Here is a 16621-nt window from a genome sequence, read left to right as displayed (position 1 = left end):
ACCCTGCTGCTGAGGAGGCGGTAATGACGGCTGCAAACCGCGACTATGTGGAATGGCTGGTGGCGCAATCCATGCTCAAGGCGGCCCGGGACCGGGCGCGCAGCTATGCCGGGCAGTCCCGGCTGTGGATGAACCCCTACGCCGAGGCGCGGCCGCGCCGGGCCATCGAGATCGCCTCGGTGTGGCTGACGGTCTACCCCGACTCGATCATCGCCCCCGAGGACGCCAGCGTGCTCGACGCCCTCGGCGCCGACAGCCTGTGGAAAGCCCTGTCCGAACTGGGCGTGCAGGGCATGCATACCGGCCCGATCAAGCGCTCGGGCGGTATCAGCGGCCGTGAGTTCACCCCCAGTGTCGACGGCAACTTCGACCGCATCAGTTTCGATATCGACCCGCTCTATGGCAGCGAGGAGCAACTGGTGCACCTGAGCCGCATGGCGGCGGCGCACAACGCCGTGACCATCGATGACCTGATCCCTTCCCACACCGGCAAGGGCGCCGATTTCCGCCTGGCGGAACTGGGCCATGAGGAATACCCGGGCATCTACCACATGGTCGAGATCCGCGAGGAAGACTGGGGCCTGCTGCCGGACGTGCCGCCGGGGCGCGATGCGGTCAACCTCAGCCCGGCCCAGTGCGATGAACTCAAGCAGCGGCACTACATCGTCGGCCAGTTGCAGCGGGTGATCTTCTTCGAGCCCGGGGTCAAGGAAACCGACTGGAGCGCCACCCCGGCGGTCACCGGCGCCGACGGCAAGACCCGGCGCTGGGTCTACCTGCATTACTTCAAGGAAGGCCAGCCGTCGCTGAACTGGCTTGACCCGACCTTCGCCGCCCAGCAACTGATCATCGGCGATGCCCTGCACGCCATCGACTGCCTCGGTGCCCGCGGCCTGCGCCTGGACGCCAACGGCTTCCTCGGCGTGGAAATGCGCCCCAACGACACCGCCTGGTCGGAAAGCCACCCGCTGTCGCTGACCGGTAACCAGATCCTCGGCGGCATGATCCGCAAGGCCGGTGCCTTCAGCTTCCAGGAGCTCAACCTGACCCTCGATGACATCGCCCAGATGTCCAAGGGCGGCGCCGACCTGTCCTACGACTTCGTTACCCGTCCGGCCTACCAGCACGCGCTGCTCACCGGCGACACCAGCTTCCTGCGCCTGATGCTCGGCGAAATGCACCGCTTCGGCATCGACCCCGCCTCGCTGATCCACGCCCTGCAGAACCACGACGAACTGACCATCGAACTGGTGCATTTCTGGACCCTGCACGCCAACGACATGTTCCTCTACAAGGGCCAGACCTTCCCCGGCAGCATCCTGCGCGAGCATATCCGCGAGGAAATGTACGAGCGGCTGTCGGGCGAGCATGCCCCGTACAACCTGCGCTTCGTGACCAATGGCGTGTCGTGCACCACGGTGAGCATCATTACCGCAGCGCTGGGGATCCGTGACCTGGGCGTGATCACTGCCGAGCAACTGGCGCTGATCCAGAAGATCCACCTGCTGCTGGTGATCTACAACGCCATGCAGCCTGGGGTAGTGGCGTTGTCGGGCTGGGACCTGATCGGCGCCTTGCCGCTGGAAGCCGGGCAGGTCGCCGAGCGCATGGCCGATGGCGACACCCGCTGGATCCACCGCGGCGGCTACGACCTGGTGGACCTGGCGCCGCAGGCCGATGAATCGCTGCGCGGCATGCCCCGGGCGCGCTCGCTGTATGGCAGTTTGTCCAGCCAATTGCAGCAGCCCGACTCTTTTGCCAGCCGGGTAAAGAAAGTCCTGGCGGTGCGCCAGGCCTATGGCATTGCCAGCAGTCGCCAGGTGCTGGTGCCCGAGGTGCAGCATCCGGGGTTGCTGGTCATGGTCCATGAATTGCCGGCCGGGAAGGGCACGCAACTGACGGCGCTGAACTTCGGTAGCGAGGTGATTTCCGAGGAGATCGTCCTGGAAGGCTTCACCCCGGGGCCGGTGGTGGACATGCTGGGCGAAACGCTGGAAGGCGACCTGCACGAGGACGGGCGCCTGCTGATCAACCTGGATCCGTACGAGGCGTTGTCATTGCGGATCGTCAGCAGTAGCGGGCATTTGTGATGCTTGACACGGACCCTGTGGGAGCGGGTTCACCCGCGATTGCGGTAGCGAATTCACGATAGCAATCGCGGGTGAACCCGCTCCCACAGGGCACGCGGTGTCCTTACGCGCGTTGTTCGGCTTTATATCTGCGCCGCCAGGCATGCAACAACGGTTCGGTATAGCCGCTCGGCTGCTCCACGCCCTTGAACACCAGGTCACAGGCCGCCCGGAATGCGTGGGAGGCGTCGAACCCGGGCGCCATCGGCCGGTACGCCGGGTCGCCGGCATTCTGCCCGTCAACCACCGCCGCCATGCGCTCCAGGGTGTTGCGCACTTGCGCGGCATCGACCACGCCGTGGTGCAGCCAGTTGGCGATGTGCTGCGCCGAGATGCGCAGGGTCGCGCGGTCTTCCATCAGGCCGACATCATGGATATCCGGCACCTTGGAGCAGCCCACGCCCTGTTCCACCCAGCGCACCACGTAGCCGAGGATGCCCTGGCAGTTGTTGTCCAGTTCCGCCTGGATATCCGCGGCGCTCCAGTCCCGCGACGGGCTGACCGGAACGCTCAGCAGACCCTGCAGCAACGCCGTGCGCTCGGCATCGGCATCGATGGCTTCGAGCCCGGCCTGGACCTGCTGCACATCCACCTGGTGGTAGTGCAGGGCATGCAGGGTGGCGGCGGTGGGCGAGGGCACCCAGGCGGTGTTGGCGCCGGCCTGCGGATGGGCGATCTTCTGTTCGAACATCGCCGCCATCAGGTCCGGCATGGCCCACATGCCCTTGCCGATCTGCGCCCGTCCGCGCAGGCCGCAGGCCAGGCCGACCAGCACGTTGCTGCGCTCGTAGGCCTGGATCCAGGCGCTGCCTTTCATATCGCCCTTGCGCAGCATGGCGCCGGCCTGCATGGCGCTGTGCATCTCGTCGCCGGTGCGGTCGAGGAAGCCGGTGTTGATGAACACCACCCGCTGCGCCGCCTCGGCGATGCAGGCCTTGAGGTTGACGCTGGTGCGCCGTTCCTCGTCCATGATGCCCATCTTCAGGGTGTGGCGCGGCAGGCCGAGCAGGTCCTCGACACGGCCGAACAGCTCGTTGGCAAAGGCCACTTCCTGCGGCCCGTGCATCTTCGGCTTGACGATATAGACGCTGCCGGTGCGCGAGTTGCCCTTGCGCTGGAGGTCGTGCAGGGCGGCGAGGCTGGTGACCACCGCATCGAGGATGCCCTCGGGGATTTCCACGCCGTCCTGGTCGAGAATCGCCGGATTGCTCATCAGGTGGCCGACATTGCGCACGAACAGCAGCGAGCGGCCGGGCAGGACCAGCTCCTTGCCGTCCCGCCCGTGGTAGCGGCGGTCCGGGTTGAGCGTGCGCGAGAAGGTCTTGCCGCCCTTGCTTACCGCTTCGCTCAGGTCGCCTTTCATCAGGCCCAGCCAGTTGCGATAGACCAGCACCTTGTCCTCGGCATCCACGGCGGCCACCGAGTCTTCGCAGTCCATGATGGTGGTGATCGCCGATTCCACCAGCAGGTCCTTGAGCCCGGCCGGGTCGGTCGCGCCGATGGGGCTGGTGCGGTCGATCTGCAATTCGATATGCAGGGCATGGTTTTGCAACAGGACCGCGTCCGGGGCCTCGGCGGTGCCTTGATGGCCGGCAAATTGCGCAGGGTTTTTCAGCCCCGTATCCCGGCCATCGGCAAGGGCAACCTGCAACGTTCCTGCAACCACGCGATAGGCCACCGCGTCGGCGTGGGACGCGTCTTCAAGGGTAAATACCTGGTCGAGAAACGCCTTGGCCCAGGCCACTACCCTGGCGCCGCGGGTCGGGTTGTAGCCGCCGCTTTTCTGCGCGCCGTCCGCCTCGTCGATCATGTCGGTGCCATACAGCGCGTCATACAACGATCCCCAGCGCGCATTGGCCGCGTTCAGGGCGTAGCGCGCGTTCATCACCGGAACCACCAGTTGCGGCCCGGCCTGGGCGGTGATTTCGTGGTCGACCTGGGTGGTGGTGACCTTCACGCTGGCAGGTTGCGCCACCAGGTAGCCGATGTCTTCGAGAAACGCCTGGTAGCCCGGCAGGTCCGTGACCGGGCCCGGGTGTTCGCGGTGCCAGGTGTCCAGCAACGCCTGGAGGCGGTCCCGCTCGGCCAGCAGGGCGCGGTTCTTCGGTGCCAGGTCGTGGACCAACTGGTCGAAGCCGGCCCAGAAGCGTGCCGGCTCCACAGGCGTGCCCGGCAGGATTTCGTCATCGATGAATCGCTTGAGGTTTTCCGCCACCTGCAACCGGTGGCTGGCAATACGCTGGGTCACGGCCAGTACTCCTTGGTAAATGTTCGATTCAAAGCCCGGCGACGCCTGCCGCCGCCACCTGTGCATCCTGGTCCGCCTTCACCCCGGACACGCCTACGGCGCCGACCACCTGGCCCTGGACCAGCACCGGCACGCCGCCTTCGAGCGAGGTCAGCAGCGGTGCGCTGACGAAAGCGGTGCGGCCGTTGTTGACCATCTCCTCGTAGCCCTTGGTTTCCCGCCGGCCCAGTGCGGCCGAGCGGGCTTTTTCGGTGGCGATATAGGCGCTGATCGGCGCGCAGCCATCGAGGCGTTCCAGGGCCAGGAGATGGCCGCCGTCGTCGACGATGGCGATGGTGACGTTCCAGGCGTTGCGCCGGGCCTCGTCGCGGGCAGCGGCGAGGAGACGGGCGACGTCGGTGTTTTCCAGGACTGCTTTTTGCTGCATGAGAGTTCTCCTTTTAACGACGTTCGACAGCGATACGCCGCTCCCACAGGGGCCGCATATCGCTTATGCCAGTGCTTCTTCCACCAGCTCGATCCAATGCCGCACCGGCGTGCGCCCGGCCCCGTCGAGGTGGGTCTGGCAACCGATGTTGGCGGTGACGATGACTTCCGGATTGCCGGCTTCCAGCGCGTTCAGGCGGTTATCGCGCAAGCGCCGCGACAGTTCCGGCTGGGTCAGCGAATAGGTGCCCGCCGAGCCGCAACACAGATGCCCGTCGCTCACGGCAGTGAGGCTGAAACCCAGGCGCTGGAGGATCGCCTCTACCGCACCACCCAGTTTCAACGCATGTTGCAGGGTGCAGGGGCAGTGAACGGCCAGGCGCCGTTCGGCATGAATCCCCAGGCGCTCCAGTGGCTCGGCACCCAGTACCTGGGTCAGGTCGCGGCTCAGCGCGCTGACCCGTGCCGCCTTGGCGGCATAAGCCGGATCCTGTTCCAGCAGGTGCCCATAGTCGCGGACGAAGGCGCCGCAACCGCTGGCGGTCTGGACGATGGCCTCGGCCCCGGCCTCGATCGCTGGCCACCAGGCGTCGATGTTCCGCCGTGCCCGCTGCAAGCCTTGTTCCTGGGCATTGAGGTGGTAGTCGATGGCACCGCAGCAGCCAGCCTCCCGTGCCGCGACCACGCTGATGCCGAGGCGATCCAGCACCCGTGCGGCGGCCGCATTGGTGTTGGGCGACAGCGATGGCTGCACGCACCCTTCCAGCATCAGCACCTTGCGCGGATGCTGGTTGGCCGGTCGCGCCTTGGCCGGCACGGGATGGCGGGGCAACTTGGCCTGCAGGTGCTCCGGCAGCAACGGACGGAACACCTGGCCGGTGCGGGCCAGCGCCTTGAACACCGCGGGGTTGGGCACCAGCGTGCGCAGCCCGTGGCGCAGCAGGCGTTCGCCAAGGCCGCGCGGCACCTGCTCCTCGACCACCGCGCGGCCGATATCCAGCAGGTTGTGGTATTCGACGCCGGACGGGCAGGTGGTTTCGCAGTTGCGGCAGGACAGGCAGCGGTCCAGGTGGTCCCGGGTACTGCGGGTGACGTCCTGGCCTTCCAGCACCTGCTTGATCAGGTAGATGCGCCCGCGCGGGCCATCGAGTTCGTCGCCCAGCAACTGGTAGGTCGGGCAGGTGGCGGTGCAGAAACCGCAATGCACGCAGGAACGCAGGATACGTTCGGCCTCGGCGGCCCGGGGCAGTTGCCTGGCGTGTTCGCTTAGTTGGGTTTGCATGGCGTTTCAGACCTCCGCATAGAGTCGGCCAGGGTTGAAGATCCCCCGGGGGTCGAGCTGCTTCTTCAGGTTCTGGTGATAGCGCAACAGCAGCGCGGGCAAGGGCTGGAACGGCGTTTCGTCAGGGCCGTAGCGGGTCGCATGGCCGCCGGCGGCGCTCACCTGCTGGCGGATGTCCTCGGCGGGCGCGTCCGAAAGCAGCCAGCGCTGGGCCCCGGCCCAGTCCAGCAATTGCTCGCCGGGCAGGTCGAGCAAGGGCGTGGCGTTGGGCAGGGACAGGCGCCAGAGCGGTCGGGTGCTGGCGAAGAACGGCAGTTGTCGCTCGCGCAGTTGCGTCCAGTAAGCGCTGTCGATGTGCTCGCCCCCGAGGCGCTGGCAGGCGGATTTCACCGAGCCCTCGCCACCTTCCAGGCGCAGGTGCAGGTGGTTGCCGTCGTGGCAGGCGGCGCTGATCGGCACAGGTTGCTGGCCCCACTGGGCCAGTTCCTCCAGCGCTTCGCCAGCGTCCATCTCCAGCCTGAGGCTGACGCAGGCGCGTGGCTTGGGCAGCACCTTGATCGATACCTCGGTGAGCAGCCCGAGGCAGCCGAAGCTGCCCGCCATCAGGCGCGACAGGTCATAGCCGGCGACGTTCTTCATGACTTCGCCGCCGAAGCGCAGCAGCTTGCCATGGCCGGTGATCAGGCGGGTGCCGAGTACATGGTCGCGCGCTGCGCCCGACCAAGGTCGGCGCGGCCCCGACAGGCCGCTGGCGATGGCGCCGCCCAGGGTGGCGCCAGCGCCGAAATGCGGGGGCTCGAACGGCAGCATCTGCCCCTTGGCCTGCAACGCCGCCTCGATTTCCGCCAGCGGTGTGCCGGCGCGCGCGCTCAGCACCAGCTCGGTGGGGTCGTAGCTGACGATGCCGCGGTGGCTGCGGGTGTCGAGCAGTTCGCCACGGGTGCGACGTCCGAGCAGGGCCTTGGTGTCGCCACCCTGGATTCGCAGGGCGACGCCGTCGTTCAGGGCCTGCGCGACCTGTTCCAGCAGGGCCGCGCTGTTGTCGTGATCGAGGTTCATCAAAAGCGCTCCAGTTCGGGAAAGGGCAGCTTCCCCTGGTGGACATGCATCGAGCCGAATTCGGCGCAACGGTGCAGGGTCGGGATGTTCTTGCCGGGGTTGAGCAGACCCAGGGGATCGAAGGCCTGCTTGACCGCGTGGAACAGGGTGATTTCGTCGCTGCTGAACTGGGCGCACATGGCGTTGATCTTTTCCCGGCCGACGCCGTGCTCGCCGGTGATGCTGCCGCCGACCGCCACGCACAGTTCGAGGATCTTCGCCCCGAGGGCTTCGGCGCGCTCCAGTTCGCCCGGCTGGTTGGCATCGAAGAGGATCAGCGGGTGCATGTTGCCGTCGCCGGCATGGAAGACGTTGGCTACCCGCAGGCCGAACGCCTGCGACAGCGTTTCGATGCCGCGCAGCACCGCCGGCAACTCGCGGCGCGGAATGGTGCCGTCCATGCAGTAGTAGTCCGGGGAAATCCGCCCGACCGCCGGGAAGGCGTTCTTGCGCCCGGCCCAGAAGCGCACGCGCTCGGCTTCGTCGCGGGCCAGGCGCACATCGCCGGCGCCGGCCTGGCGCAGTACCGCGTCGACCCGGGCGCAGTCGTCGTGAACGTCGGCCTCGACGCCATCCAGCTCGCACAGAAGCATGGCGGCGGCGTCCACCGGGTAGCCGGCGTGGATGAAGTCCTCGGCGGCGCGGATCGACAGGTTGTCCATCATTTCCAGGCCACCGGGAATGATCCCGGCGGCGATGATATCGGCCACCGCACGCCCGGCCTGTTCCACCGAATCGAAGCTGGCCAGCAGCACCCGCGCCACCTGCGGCCTGGGCAGCAGCTTGACGGTGACTTCGGTGACGATGCCGAGCATGCCTTCGGAGCCGGTGAACAGCGCGAGCAGGTCGAAGCCTGGCGAATCCAGGGCGTCGCTGCCCAGGGTCAGGTGCTCGCCCTCGACGGTGAGGATGTCGACCCGCAGCAGGTTATGCACGGTCAAACCGTACTTGAGGCAATGCACGCCGCCGGCGTTCTCGGCCACGTTGCCACCGATGGAGCAGGCGATCTGCGAAGACGGATCGGGCGCGTAGTACAGGCCGTGGGGCGCGGCGGCCTGGGAAATCGCCAGGTTGCGCACCCCGGGCTGGACCCGGGCGAAGCGGCCCTGCGGGTTGACCTCGATGATCCGGTTGAAGCGTGCCATCACCAGCAGGATGCCCTTTTCCAGGGGCAGCGCGCCGCCGGACAGGCCGGTTCCGGCGCCACGGGCCACCACCGGCACCCGATTGGCGTGGCACAGGCGCAGCAGGGTCTGCACCTGTTCCAGGCGCTCCGGCAGTACCACCAGCAGCGGCACCACGCGGTAGGCGGAGAGGCCGTCGCACTCGTAGGGGCGCAGGTCTTCGGCGCGGTGGAGGATTTCCAGGTCGGGCAGGGCCTGGCGCAGTTGCGCCAGCAGGCGGGGCTTGTCCACGGCGGGCAGGGCACCATCCACGCGTTCGTCGTAAAGGATGTTCATTGGCTGGGGCGTCCGGTCTTGTTATTGGCTGAACGCCTGCCAGACTGCTCGCCCGGCGTGTTGCCCGTCGATGTGAAAGCCAGCTGGTCCTACCAGTTTTTGCCAGTATCTCTTCCTTAAGGTAGCTACATCAGTGGTTTCAGGCCTGGACTTCGGAAACAACTCATCGCAGGATTTGCACTGGTCCTACCAGTTATAGGCATACTTCAATGACTGATGTCACTCCCGCAAAGAGGCAGGTCGCCGACCAGGTGGCCGAGCGTATCGAGAAGCTGATCGTCGATGGCGTGCTCAAGGTCGGGCAGGCGCTGCCCTCGGAGCGACGCCTGGTGGACAAGCTGGGCTGTTCGCGCTCGGCCCTGCGCGAGGGGTTGCGGATCCTGCGTGGGCGGGGAATCGTCGAGACCGAACACGGGCGTGGCTCCTATGTCGCCGACCTGAGCCGGGCCGACGACACCACGCCGTTGATGCACCTGTTCGCCTCGCAGCCGCGGACCCTGTTCGACCTGCTGGAAGTGCGTGCGCTGCTGGAAGGCGAGTCGGCGCGGCTGGCGGCGTTGCGTGCCACGGAGGTCGACCGCCTGCTGATCAAGCGCCGCTTCGATGAAATGTCCGGCGCCCAGGAGCAGGATGCCCGCGAGCAGGCCCGTCTCGATCACGCCTTCCACCGCGCCATCAGTGAGGCCTCGCACAACCCGGTGCTGGTGCATACGCTGCAGGGGCTCAACGACCTGATGCTCAGTACCGTGTTCGCCTCGGTGAACAACCTCTACTGCCGCCCGGCGCAGAAACGCCAGATCGACCGCCAGCACGCGCGGCTGTATCACGCCGTGATGGAACAGCAGCCGGAGCAGGCACAGCGGGCAGCGCGGGAGCACCTGGGAAGCATCAGGGACAACCTGCGGGAGATCGAGCAGGAAGAGCAAAGGCTGGTGCGGGCGACGATGCGGTTGGAGGGCTGGGAGTAGGATGGTGTCTGGACTGGCCTCATCGCCGGCAACGCCGGCTCCCACAGGATCGGTGCACAACCTGTGGGAGCCGGCGTTGCCGGCGATGAGGCCGGAATGGTTTAGAAAAATCTGAACTGATTATTTGCCCGTAGCGATTCTTCCGGCCCTGGCCCCTCGCCAGAATCCCTCACGACAACTACAAAAACCGTGAGTGCCACACTCGTGAATCCGATCCTTACGCGCGAAACCCAGGTTCTGCAAGCCGCCGCCGCCCTGGTCGAGGCTTTCGCCAGCAACCACGCCGAGCGCTACTTCGCCTGCTTCAGCGAAGACGCTACCTTCCTGTTCCATACCGTTCCGCAACCCCTGATGTCACGCCTTGCCTACGAGCAGTTGTGGGCAGAGTGGCAGGCCGAAGGCTTTGCCGTGCTCGGCTGCCAGTCGAGCAATGGCCAGGTCAGCCTGCAGGGCGACGTGGCGATCTTCATGCATGACGTCGCCACCCGCCTGCGCATCGGCGGCGAAGAGCTTCGCCTGCAGGAACGGGAAACCATCGTCTTCCGCCTGCACGGCGGGCGCTGGCTGGCCTGTCATGAGCATCTGTCGGCACTGAGCGATAGCTGAGCCCCTTTTCGACGGCCTTGCCGTTACTGCCAACGCACTCAACAACAATCACGACAGGCGCTGGAGCACCATCATGAGCCATTCCTCCGGGATCGAAACCAACGGGGTCGAGCAGATTCCCGATAACCAACGCGATGCCTCGCCACTGGACCTGTTCCGCCTGATCTTCGGCGGCGCCAATACCTTCGCCACGGCGGTGCTGGGCAGTTTCCCGGTGCTGTTCGGCCTGTCGTTCCAGGCCGGGGTCTGGGCGATCCTGCTCGGCGTCGGGGTCGGTGCGCTGATCCTTTCGCCCATGGGCCTGTTCGGCGCGCTCAACGGTACCAACAACGCGGTATCGTCCGGGGCGCATTTCGGTGTGCACGGGCGTATCGTCGGCTCGTTCCTGTCGCTGCTGACCGCGGTGGCGTTCTTCTCGTTGTCGGTGTGGAGCTCCGGCGATGCCCTGGTGGGCGGCGCCAAGCGCCTGGCGGGGTTGCCGGAAACCGACCTGACCCTGGGCCTGGCCTACGGCCTGTTCGCGGTGCTGGTGCTGATCGTCTGCATCCACGGCTTCCGCTTCATGCTGTGGGTCAACAAGATCGCGGTATGGGCCTCCAGCCTGCTGTTCCTGCTCGGCATCCTGGCCTTTGCCGGGCCTTTCGATGCGGGCTTTGCCGGCAGTGTCAACCTCGGCCAGCCGGGCTTCTGGGCGGCCTTCATCGGCTCGGCACTGCTGGCCATGAGCAATCCGGTGTCCTTCGGGGCCTTCCTGGGTGACTGGTCGCGCTACATCCCGCGGGAAACATCCAAGGCGCGGATCATGCTGGCGGTGATCGCCGCGCAGATCGGCACCCTGATCCCGTTCCTGTTCGGCCTGTGCACCGCAACCCTGGTGGCGACCCAGGCGCCGCAGTACATCGAAGCGAACAACTATGTCGGCGGCCTGCTGGCCGTGGCGCCGACCTGGTTCTTCCTGCCGGTGTGCCTGATCGCAGTGATCGGCGGCATGTCCACCGGCACCACGGCGCTGTATGGCACCGGCCTGGACATGTCCAGCGTGTTCCCGCGCCTGCTCAGCCGCGCCGGGGCGACCCTGCTGATCGGCGTCGCTGCCATCGCCTTCATCTTCATTGGCCGCTTCACCTTCAACCTGGTGCAGAGCGTGTCCACCTTCGCCGTGCTGATCATCACCTGCACCAGCCCGTGGATGGTGATCATGATCCTCGGCCTGATCACCCGTCGCGGCTTCTACCACGCCGATGACCTGCAGGTGTTCACCCGTGGCGAGCGCGGCGGCCATTACTGGTTCCACCATGGCTGGAACTGGCGCGGCATGGGCGCCTGGATCCCCAGCGCGATCATCGGCCTGTGCTTCGTCAACCTGCCCGGGCAGTTCGTTGGCAGCCTGGGCGAGCTGGCAGGCGGCATCGATATCAGCCTGCCGATCACCCTGGGCCTGGCCGCCGTGCTGTACCTGGCCCTGATCAATATCTTCCCCGAGCCCGCCGCGGTATATGGCCCCAAGGGCCCGCGCTGGGTATTTCGCAAACCAGCGGCGCAAAGGTCGCTGACCACTGCCGAAACGGCCTGAACCGGAGCTGCACATGACTCATTACATCGATGGCCGCTGGGTGGATGGCGCCAGCGCCGACTGCATCAAGGTATTCGACCCGTCACTGGGCGAGCCTTTTGCCGAACTGCTGGCGGCCACGGCCGCCCAGGTGGACGAGGCGGTGGCCGCCGCGCGCAAGGCGCTGCCGGCCTGGAAAGGCCTCGACGTGGCCACCCGCGCCGGCTACCTGCGCGGTTTTGCCGAGCACCTTGGCCTGCGCCGCGAGGAACTGATCGCCCTGCAGATGCGCAACAACGGCAAACCGCGCCATGAAGCCGAAGTGGACCTGGACGACGCGGTCGCCACCTTCACCTACTACGCCGACCTGATCGAGCAGCAGGCCCGCAAGGATTTCAACGTGGCCCTCGCCGCGCCGGGCTTCAGCGCCCGCACCCGGCTGGAGCCGGTGGGCGTGGTCGGCCTGATCGTGCCGTGGAACTTCCCGCTGGTGACCAGCGCCTGGAAACTCGCTCCGGCCCTGGCCGCCGGTTGTACCGTGGTACTCAAGCCGTCCGAGGTCACGCCGCTGATCGAGCAGAGCTACGGGCAGATCGCCGAGCAACTGGGCCTGCCGGCGGGCGTGCTGAACATCGTGGTCGGCAAGGCCGAGACGGGCATCGCCCTGAGCAACCACAACGGTCTGGACAAGCTGTCCTTCACCGGCAGCAACACCGTCGGCAGCCAGGTCATGCGCAGTGCCTCGGCGCAGTGCCGGCCGGTGACCCTGGAACTGGGTGGCAAGTCGGCCATCGTGGTGTTCGACGACTGCGACCTGGACCAGGCGGTGGACTGGATCGTCGCCGGGATCTGCTGGAATGCCGGGCAGATGTGCTCGGCCACTTCGCGCTTGCTGATCCAGGAAGGTATCGCCGACGCGCTGCTGGCGCGCTTGAAGCTGGCGCTGGAAAAGCTGCGGGTCGGCAATCCGCTGACCGAGGACGTGGATATGGGCCCGCTGACCAGCCAGGGGCAGTGGCTGAAGGTTGCGGCCTACTTCGCCGTGGCGAAGGAAGAGGGCCTGGACTGCCTGACCGGCGGCGAGCCGCTGGACCGTGCCGGCTGGTTCGTCAGCCCGACCTTGTATGCCGACGTCCCGGTGCACAGCCGCCTGTGGAACGAGGAAATCTTCGGGCCGGTGCTGTGCAGCCAGCGTTTCCGTAGCGAGGAAGAAGCGATCTCCTTGGCCAATGACAGCCGTTTCGGGCTGGTGGCGACGGTGGTCAGCGCTGATCTTGAGCGTGCCGAGCGGGTCGCCGATGCCCTGGAAGTGGGGCATGTGTGGATCAACTCGATCCAGGCGGTGTTCGTCGAAACGTCATGGGGCGGCACCAAGGGCAGCGGCATCGGCCGTGAGCTGGGGCCTTGGGGGTTGTCGGCGTATCAGTCGGTCAAGCATGTGACCCGGTGCCTGGGGTAATTTGCAACGCAGACCCTGTGGGAGCGGGTTCACCCGCGATTACGGTGGTGAATTCACCGACGTAATCGCGGGTGAACCCGCTCCCACATTCAGAGCTGTATCGCTCTTGCAGCCCCATTCACATCTCAGTTCCGATCCAGCCACACCGTCTGCGCATTGCAGAATTCACGCACACCGAAGTGCGACAGCTCGCGCCCGAAACCACTCTTCTTCACGCCACCGAAGGTCACCCGCGGATCGCTGGCGCAGTAGCCGTTGATGAAGATACCGCCGGTTTCCAGCTCTTCCACCAGTTGCTCGGCCAGTTCCACATTGGCGGTGTAGATAGTCGAGGCCAGGCCGAATTCGCTGTCGTTCGCCAGTTGCAGGGCATGCCGCGCATCCCGGGCGGTGATGATCGAGGCCACGGGGCCGAACAGTTCCTGCTTGAACGAGGTCATCTGGTCGGTGACATCGGCCAGCACGGTCGGCTGGTAGTAGTTGCCTTCGCCCTCGACCTTGCCACCGCCCAGCAGCAGGGTCGCGCCTTCGGCCAATGTAGCCTGGACCTGGCCGTCGAGTTCGTCGCGCAGGTCGAAGCGTGCCATCGGGCCGATATAGGTCTCGGCATTGCGCGGGTCGCCCATCACCAGCTCGCGGGTCAGTGCGACGAACTTCTCGGTAAAGGCCTGGACCACGCCTTCCTCGACGATCAGGCGCTTGGCGGCGGCGCAGACCTGGCCGGTGTTCTGGTAGCGACCGATCACCGCGGCCTTCACCGCTTCATCCAGGTTGGCATCGTTGAGCACGATGAACGGGTCGGAACCGCCCAACTCCAGCACGCATTTCTTCAGCGCGGCACCGGCCTGGGCGCCGATGGCGGTACCGGCGCGCACGCTGCCGGTCAGGGTCACGGCGGCGATGCGCGGGTCGGCGATAGCCCTGGACACGCCATCCGGGGTGACGTTGATCACTTCGAACACGCCCTCGGGGAAGCCGGCCCGCTTGAACGCATCCAGCAGCAGGTAGGCGCTGCCCATCACGTTCGGCGCGTGCTTGAGCACGTAGGTGTTGCCGGCCAGCAGGGCCGGAACGGCGCCGCGCAGCACCTGCCAGATCGGGAAGTTCCACGGCATCACCGCCAGCAGCGGGCCAAGCGGACGGTATTCGATACGGGCCTTGCCCACCGGAACCGGGGCCGGCTCCGGCGCCAGCATGGCCGGGCCTGCTTCGGCGTACCAGTCGCAGAGCTGGGCGCATTTCTCGATCTCGCCGCGGGCCTGGGCGATCGGCTTGCCCATTTCGTCGGTGATCATCAGCGCCATGGCGTCGGCGTTGTCGCGCAGGGCAACGGCCAGGGCGCGCAACTGGCCCACGCGGCCGTCGATCGGCGTCCGGCGCCACACCGCGTAGCCGGCGGCGGCACGGGCCAGCGCGGCGTTGAGCACGGCATCGCTTTCATAGGGGTAATGGCCGATCCGTTCGCCGGTGGCGGGGTTGATCGACAGGGCATGGGTCTGGTGGCTGATCACGGTCATCTCGGCGTCCTGATAGAAGGCGTACGAACCGAAGCCTACTGCGTTGTATGTTTCCCTTAAACTGAATAATACTGAGCGAAACATTCACGCAGAGAGAATGATTGTATGGATCTGGTCCAGCTTGAGATGTTCAAGGCCGTGGCAGAGCAGGGCAGCATCAGTGCGGCGGCCCAACATATTCATCGGGTGCCGTCGAACCTGACCACGCGGATCCGCCAACTGGAAGAAGAACTGGGCGTCGACCTGTTCATTCGCGAGAAAAGCCGCCTGCGCCTGTCGCCGGCCGGCTGGACCTTCCTCGACTATGCCCGGCGCATTCTCGACCTGGTCGGCGAAGCGCGGCAGACCGTGGCCGGTGACGAACCCCAGGGCCCGTTCGCCCTCGGTTCCCTGGAAAGCACGGCGGCGGTGCGCATTCCGGCGTTGCTGGCGGCCTATAACCAGAGCTATGCCAAGGTCGAACTGGACCTCAGCACCGGGCCTTCCGGAGCGATGATCGACGGTGTGCTGGCCGGGCGCCTCAGCGCCGCCTTCGTCGATGGGCCGGTGCTGCACCCGGCGCTGGAAGGCGTGCCGGTGTTCATCGAGGAAATGGTGCTGATCGCGCCGCTCAACCATGGGGCCATCACCCGTGCCGCCGAGGTGAACGGCTCGACCATCTATGCGTTCCGCGCCAACTGTTCGTACCGCCATCACTTCGAAAGCTGGTTCGCCCAGGACGGCGCGGTACCCGGGAAAATCCTGGAAATGGAGTCCTACCACGGCATGCTCGCCTGCGTCAGTGCCGGGGCCGGGCTGGCGTTAATGCCGCGCAGCATGCTCGACAGCATGCCCGGCTGCAGCACCGTGAGCGTCTGGCCGTTGTCGGAGCGGTTCCGCTATCTGCGCACCTGGCTGGTGTGGAGGAAGGGGATGATGTCGCGGTGCTTGAGCACCTTTGTCGAGTTGCTCAGGGAGAGGGGGGATGTGCTGGATATCGAAGCCTAAAAGCGGCGCGGGCTCTGTGGGAGCGGGTTCACCCGCGATTGCGGTCGTGAATCCAACACCGCAATCGCGGGTGAACCCGCTCCCACAGAGGCCGCGTCCAAGCCGACATTTTCTGATACATCCTGTATAAACTGTGCGCCTATCCCGCGCGTCACCCTGGAGTCCTTCCGTTGTCCCGCAACAACCTCCCGCTCGTCCTGCTTCCCGGCCTGCTCAACGATCACCGTCTCTGGACCCACGCCCAGGCCACCTTCGAATCCGACCGCGAGATCCTGATTCCGGACCTCAGCCAGCACGAGTCCATCGTCGCCATGGCCGATCACGTGCTGGAGCAGGCGCCACCGCGGTTCGCCCTGGCCGCGCTGTCCATGGGTGGTTATGTCGCCTTCGAAATCCTGCGCCGTGCGCCGGAGCGGGTCGCGCGCCTGGCCCTGCTCGATACCACGGCCCGTCCCGACGAGCCGGAACGGGCACGGGTCCGTCGTGGCCTGCTGGAACTGGCCGGGCTGGGCAAGTTCAAGGGGGTGACCCCGCAACTGCTGCCGCGCCTGATGCATGCCCGCGCCCTCGAAAGCCAGGTGCCGCAGGTGGTGATGGACATGGCCGACGCCATCGGCCGCGAGGGCTTCATCCGCCAGCAGCGGGCGATCATCGAACGTGCCGATTACCAACCGCTGCTGGCTGCGATCAAGGTGCCGACCCTGGTGCTGTTCGGCGCCCAGGACGAAATCACGCCGTTGGCCGAGGCCCGGGTGATCCAGGCCGGCATCCCCGGCGCCCGTCTGGAAGTGATCGAGGCCTGTGGTCACCTGCCGCCGCTGGAGCACCCGGAGCGCACCAGCGAGTTGCTCGGCCAGTGGCTGGACGGCCGCTTCGACGCCTGACGGCG

Annotated in this window: 13 protein-coding genes; 7 read left to right on the top strand and 6 right to left on the bottom strand. The window is 66.4% G+C overall.

Annotated features, from left to right (window positions below; genetic code table 11):
• Positions 1 to 23 precede the first annotated feature (23 nt).
• Positions 24 to 2090, top strand: a complete 2067-nt coding sequence (treS, locus tag ACPFMA_RS17540; RefSeq protein WP_425928333.1) for a maltose alpha-D-glucosyltransferase — start codon at positions 24 to 26, stop codon at positions 2088 to 2090.
• A gap of 103 nt (positions 2091 to 2193) precedes the next feature.
• Here treS and ACPFMA_RS17535 read toward each other — a convergent pair whose 3' ends face one another.
• From ACPFMA_RS17535 to glcD, 5 genes are all read right to left on the bottom strand, one after another.
• Positions 2194 to 4377: a malate synthase G gene (locus ACPFMA_RS17535; protein ID WP_425928332.1), complete on the bottom strand. Its 2184-nt coding sequence runs from the start codon at positions 4375 to 4377 to the stop codon at positions 2194 to 2196.
• Positions 4378 to 4405: 28 nt separating this feature from the next.
• A complete protein-coding gene (locus ACPFMA_RS17530; protein WP_009407955.1) occupies positions 4406 to 4804 on the bottom strand; it encodes a heme-binding protein in 399 nt (132 codons plus the stop codon).
• 63 nt (positions 4805 to 4867) lie between these two features.
• Positions 4868 to 6085, bottom strand: a complete 1218-nt coding sequence (glcF, locus tag ACPFMA_RS17525) for a glycolate oxidase subunit GlcF (RefSeq protein WP_425928331.1) — start codon at positions 6083 to 6085, stop codon at positions 4868 to 4870.
• Positions 6086 to 6091: 6 nt separating this feature from the next.
• Positions 6092 to 7144 carry a glycolate oxidase subunit GlcE gene (gene glcE, locus ACPFMA_RS17520; protein WP_420058402.1) on the bottom strand — a complete coding sequence of 351 codons (1053 nt, stop codon included), beginning with the start codon at positions 7142 to 7144 and terminating at the stop codon, positions 6092 to 6094.
• Positions 7144 to 8643: a glycolate oxidase subunit GlcD gene (gene glcD, locus ACPFMA_RS17515; RefSeq protein WP_425928330.1), complete on the bottom strand. Its 1500-nt coding sequence runs from the start codon at positions 8641 to 8643 to the stop codon at positions 7144 to 7146. The genes glcE and glcD overlap by 1 nt, the downstream gene beginning before the upstream one ends.
• A 209-nt stretch (positions 8644 to 8852) precedes the next feature.
• On the opposite strand from glcD, the gene glcC reads away from it, so the two are divergent.
• From glcC to ACPFMA_RS17495, 4 genes are all read left to right on the top strand, one after another.
• Positions 8853 to 9611: a transcriptional regulator GlcC gene (glcC, locus tag ACPFMA_RS17510; protein WP_009407960.1), complete on the top strand. Its 759-nt coding sequence runs from the start codon at positions 8853 to 8855 to the stop codon at positions 9609 to 9611.
• Positions 9612 to 9815: 204 nt separating this feature from the next.
• A complete protein-coding gene (locus ACPFMA_RS17505; RefSeq protein ID WP_009407962.1) occupies positions 9816 to 10217 on the top strand; it encodes a YybH family protein in 402 nt (133 codons plus the stop codon).
• 73 nt (positions 10218 to 10290) lie between these two features.
• Entirely contained in the window at positions 10291 to 11790 is a 1500-nt protein-coding gene (locus tag ACPFMA_RS17500) for a purine-cytosine permease family protein (RefSeq protein ID WP_425928329.1), read from the top strand.
• A gap of 7 nt (positions 11791 to 11797) precedes the next feature.
• A complete protein-coding gene (locus tag ACPFMA_RS17495; RefSeq protein ID WP_425930605.1) occupies positions 11798 to 13228 on the top strand; it encodes an aldehyde dehydrogenase family protein in 1431 nt (476 codons plus the stop codon).
• A 125-nt stretch (positions 13229 to 13353) separates the two neighbouring features.
• On the opposite strand, the gene ACPFMA_RS17490 is transcribed toward ACPFMA_RS17495, so the two are convergent.
• The gene (locus ACPFMA_RS17490; RefSeq protein WP_425928328.1) at positions 13354 to 14745 is read right to left on the bottom strand and encodes an aldehyde dehydrogenase family protein; all 1392 of its coding nucleotides are present in this window, start codon (positions 14743 to 14745) and stop codon (positions 13354 to 13356) included.
• 105 nt (positions 14746 to 14850) lie between these two features.
• Between ACPFMA_RS17490 and ptrR the strand changes: the two genes are divergently transcribed.
• Positions 14851 to 15732 carry a putrescine utilization regulator PtrR gene (gene ptrR, locus ACPFMA_RS17485; protein ID WP_009407976.1) on the top strand — a complete coding sequence of 294 codons (882 nt, stop codon included), beginning with the start codon at positions 14851 to 14853 and terminating at the stop codon, positions 15730 to 15732.
• Positions 15733 to 15902: 170 nt separating this feature from the next.
• A complete protein-coding gene (locus tag ACPFMA_RS17480; RefSeq protein ID WP_425928327.1) occupies positions 15903 to 16616 on the top strand; it encodes an alpha/beta fold hydrolase in 714 nt (237 codons plus the stop codon).
• The last annotated feature ends 5 nt before the right edge of the window (positions 16617 to 16621 follow it).

Origin of the sequence: Pseudomonas sp. NyZ201 (genome assembly GCF_049860765.1) — a bacterium.
Lineage (GTDB): Bacteria > Pseudomonadota > Gammaproteobacteria > Pseudomonadales > Pseudomonadaceae > Aquipseudomonas > Aquipseudomonas bharatica.
Note: the sequence above shows the minus strand (reverse complement) of the source record. Positions and strands in the feature narration are given on the sequence as shown.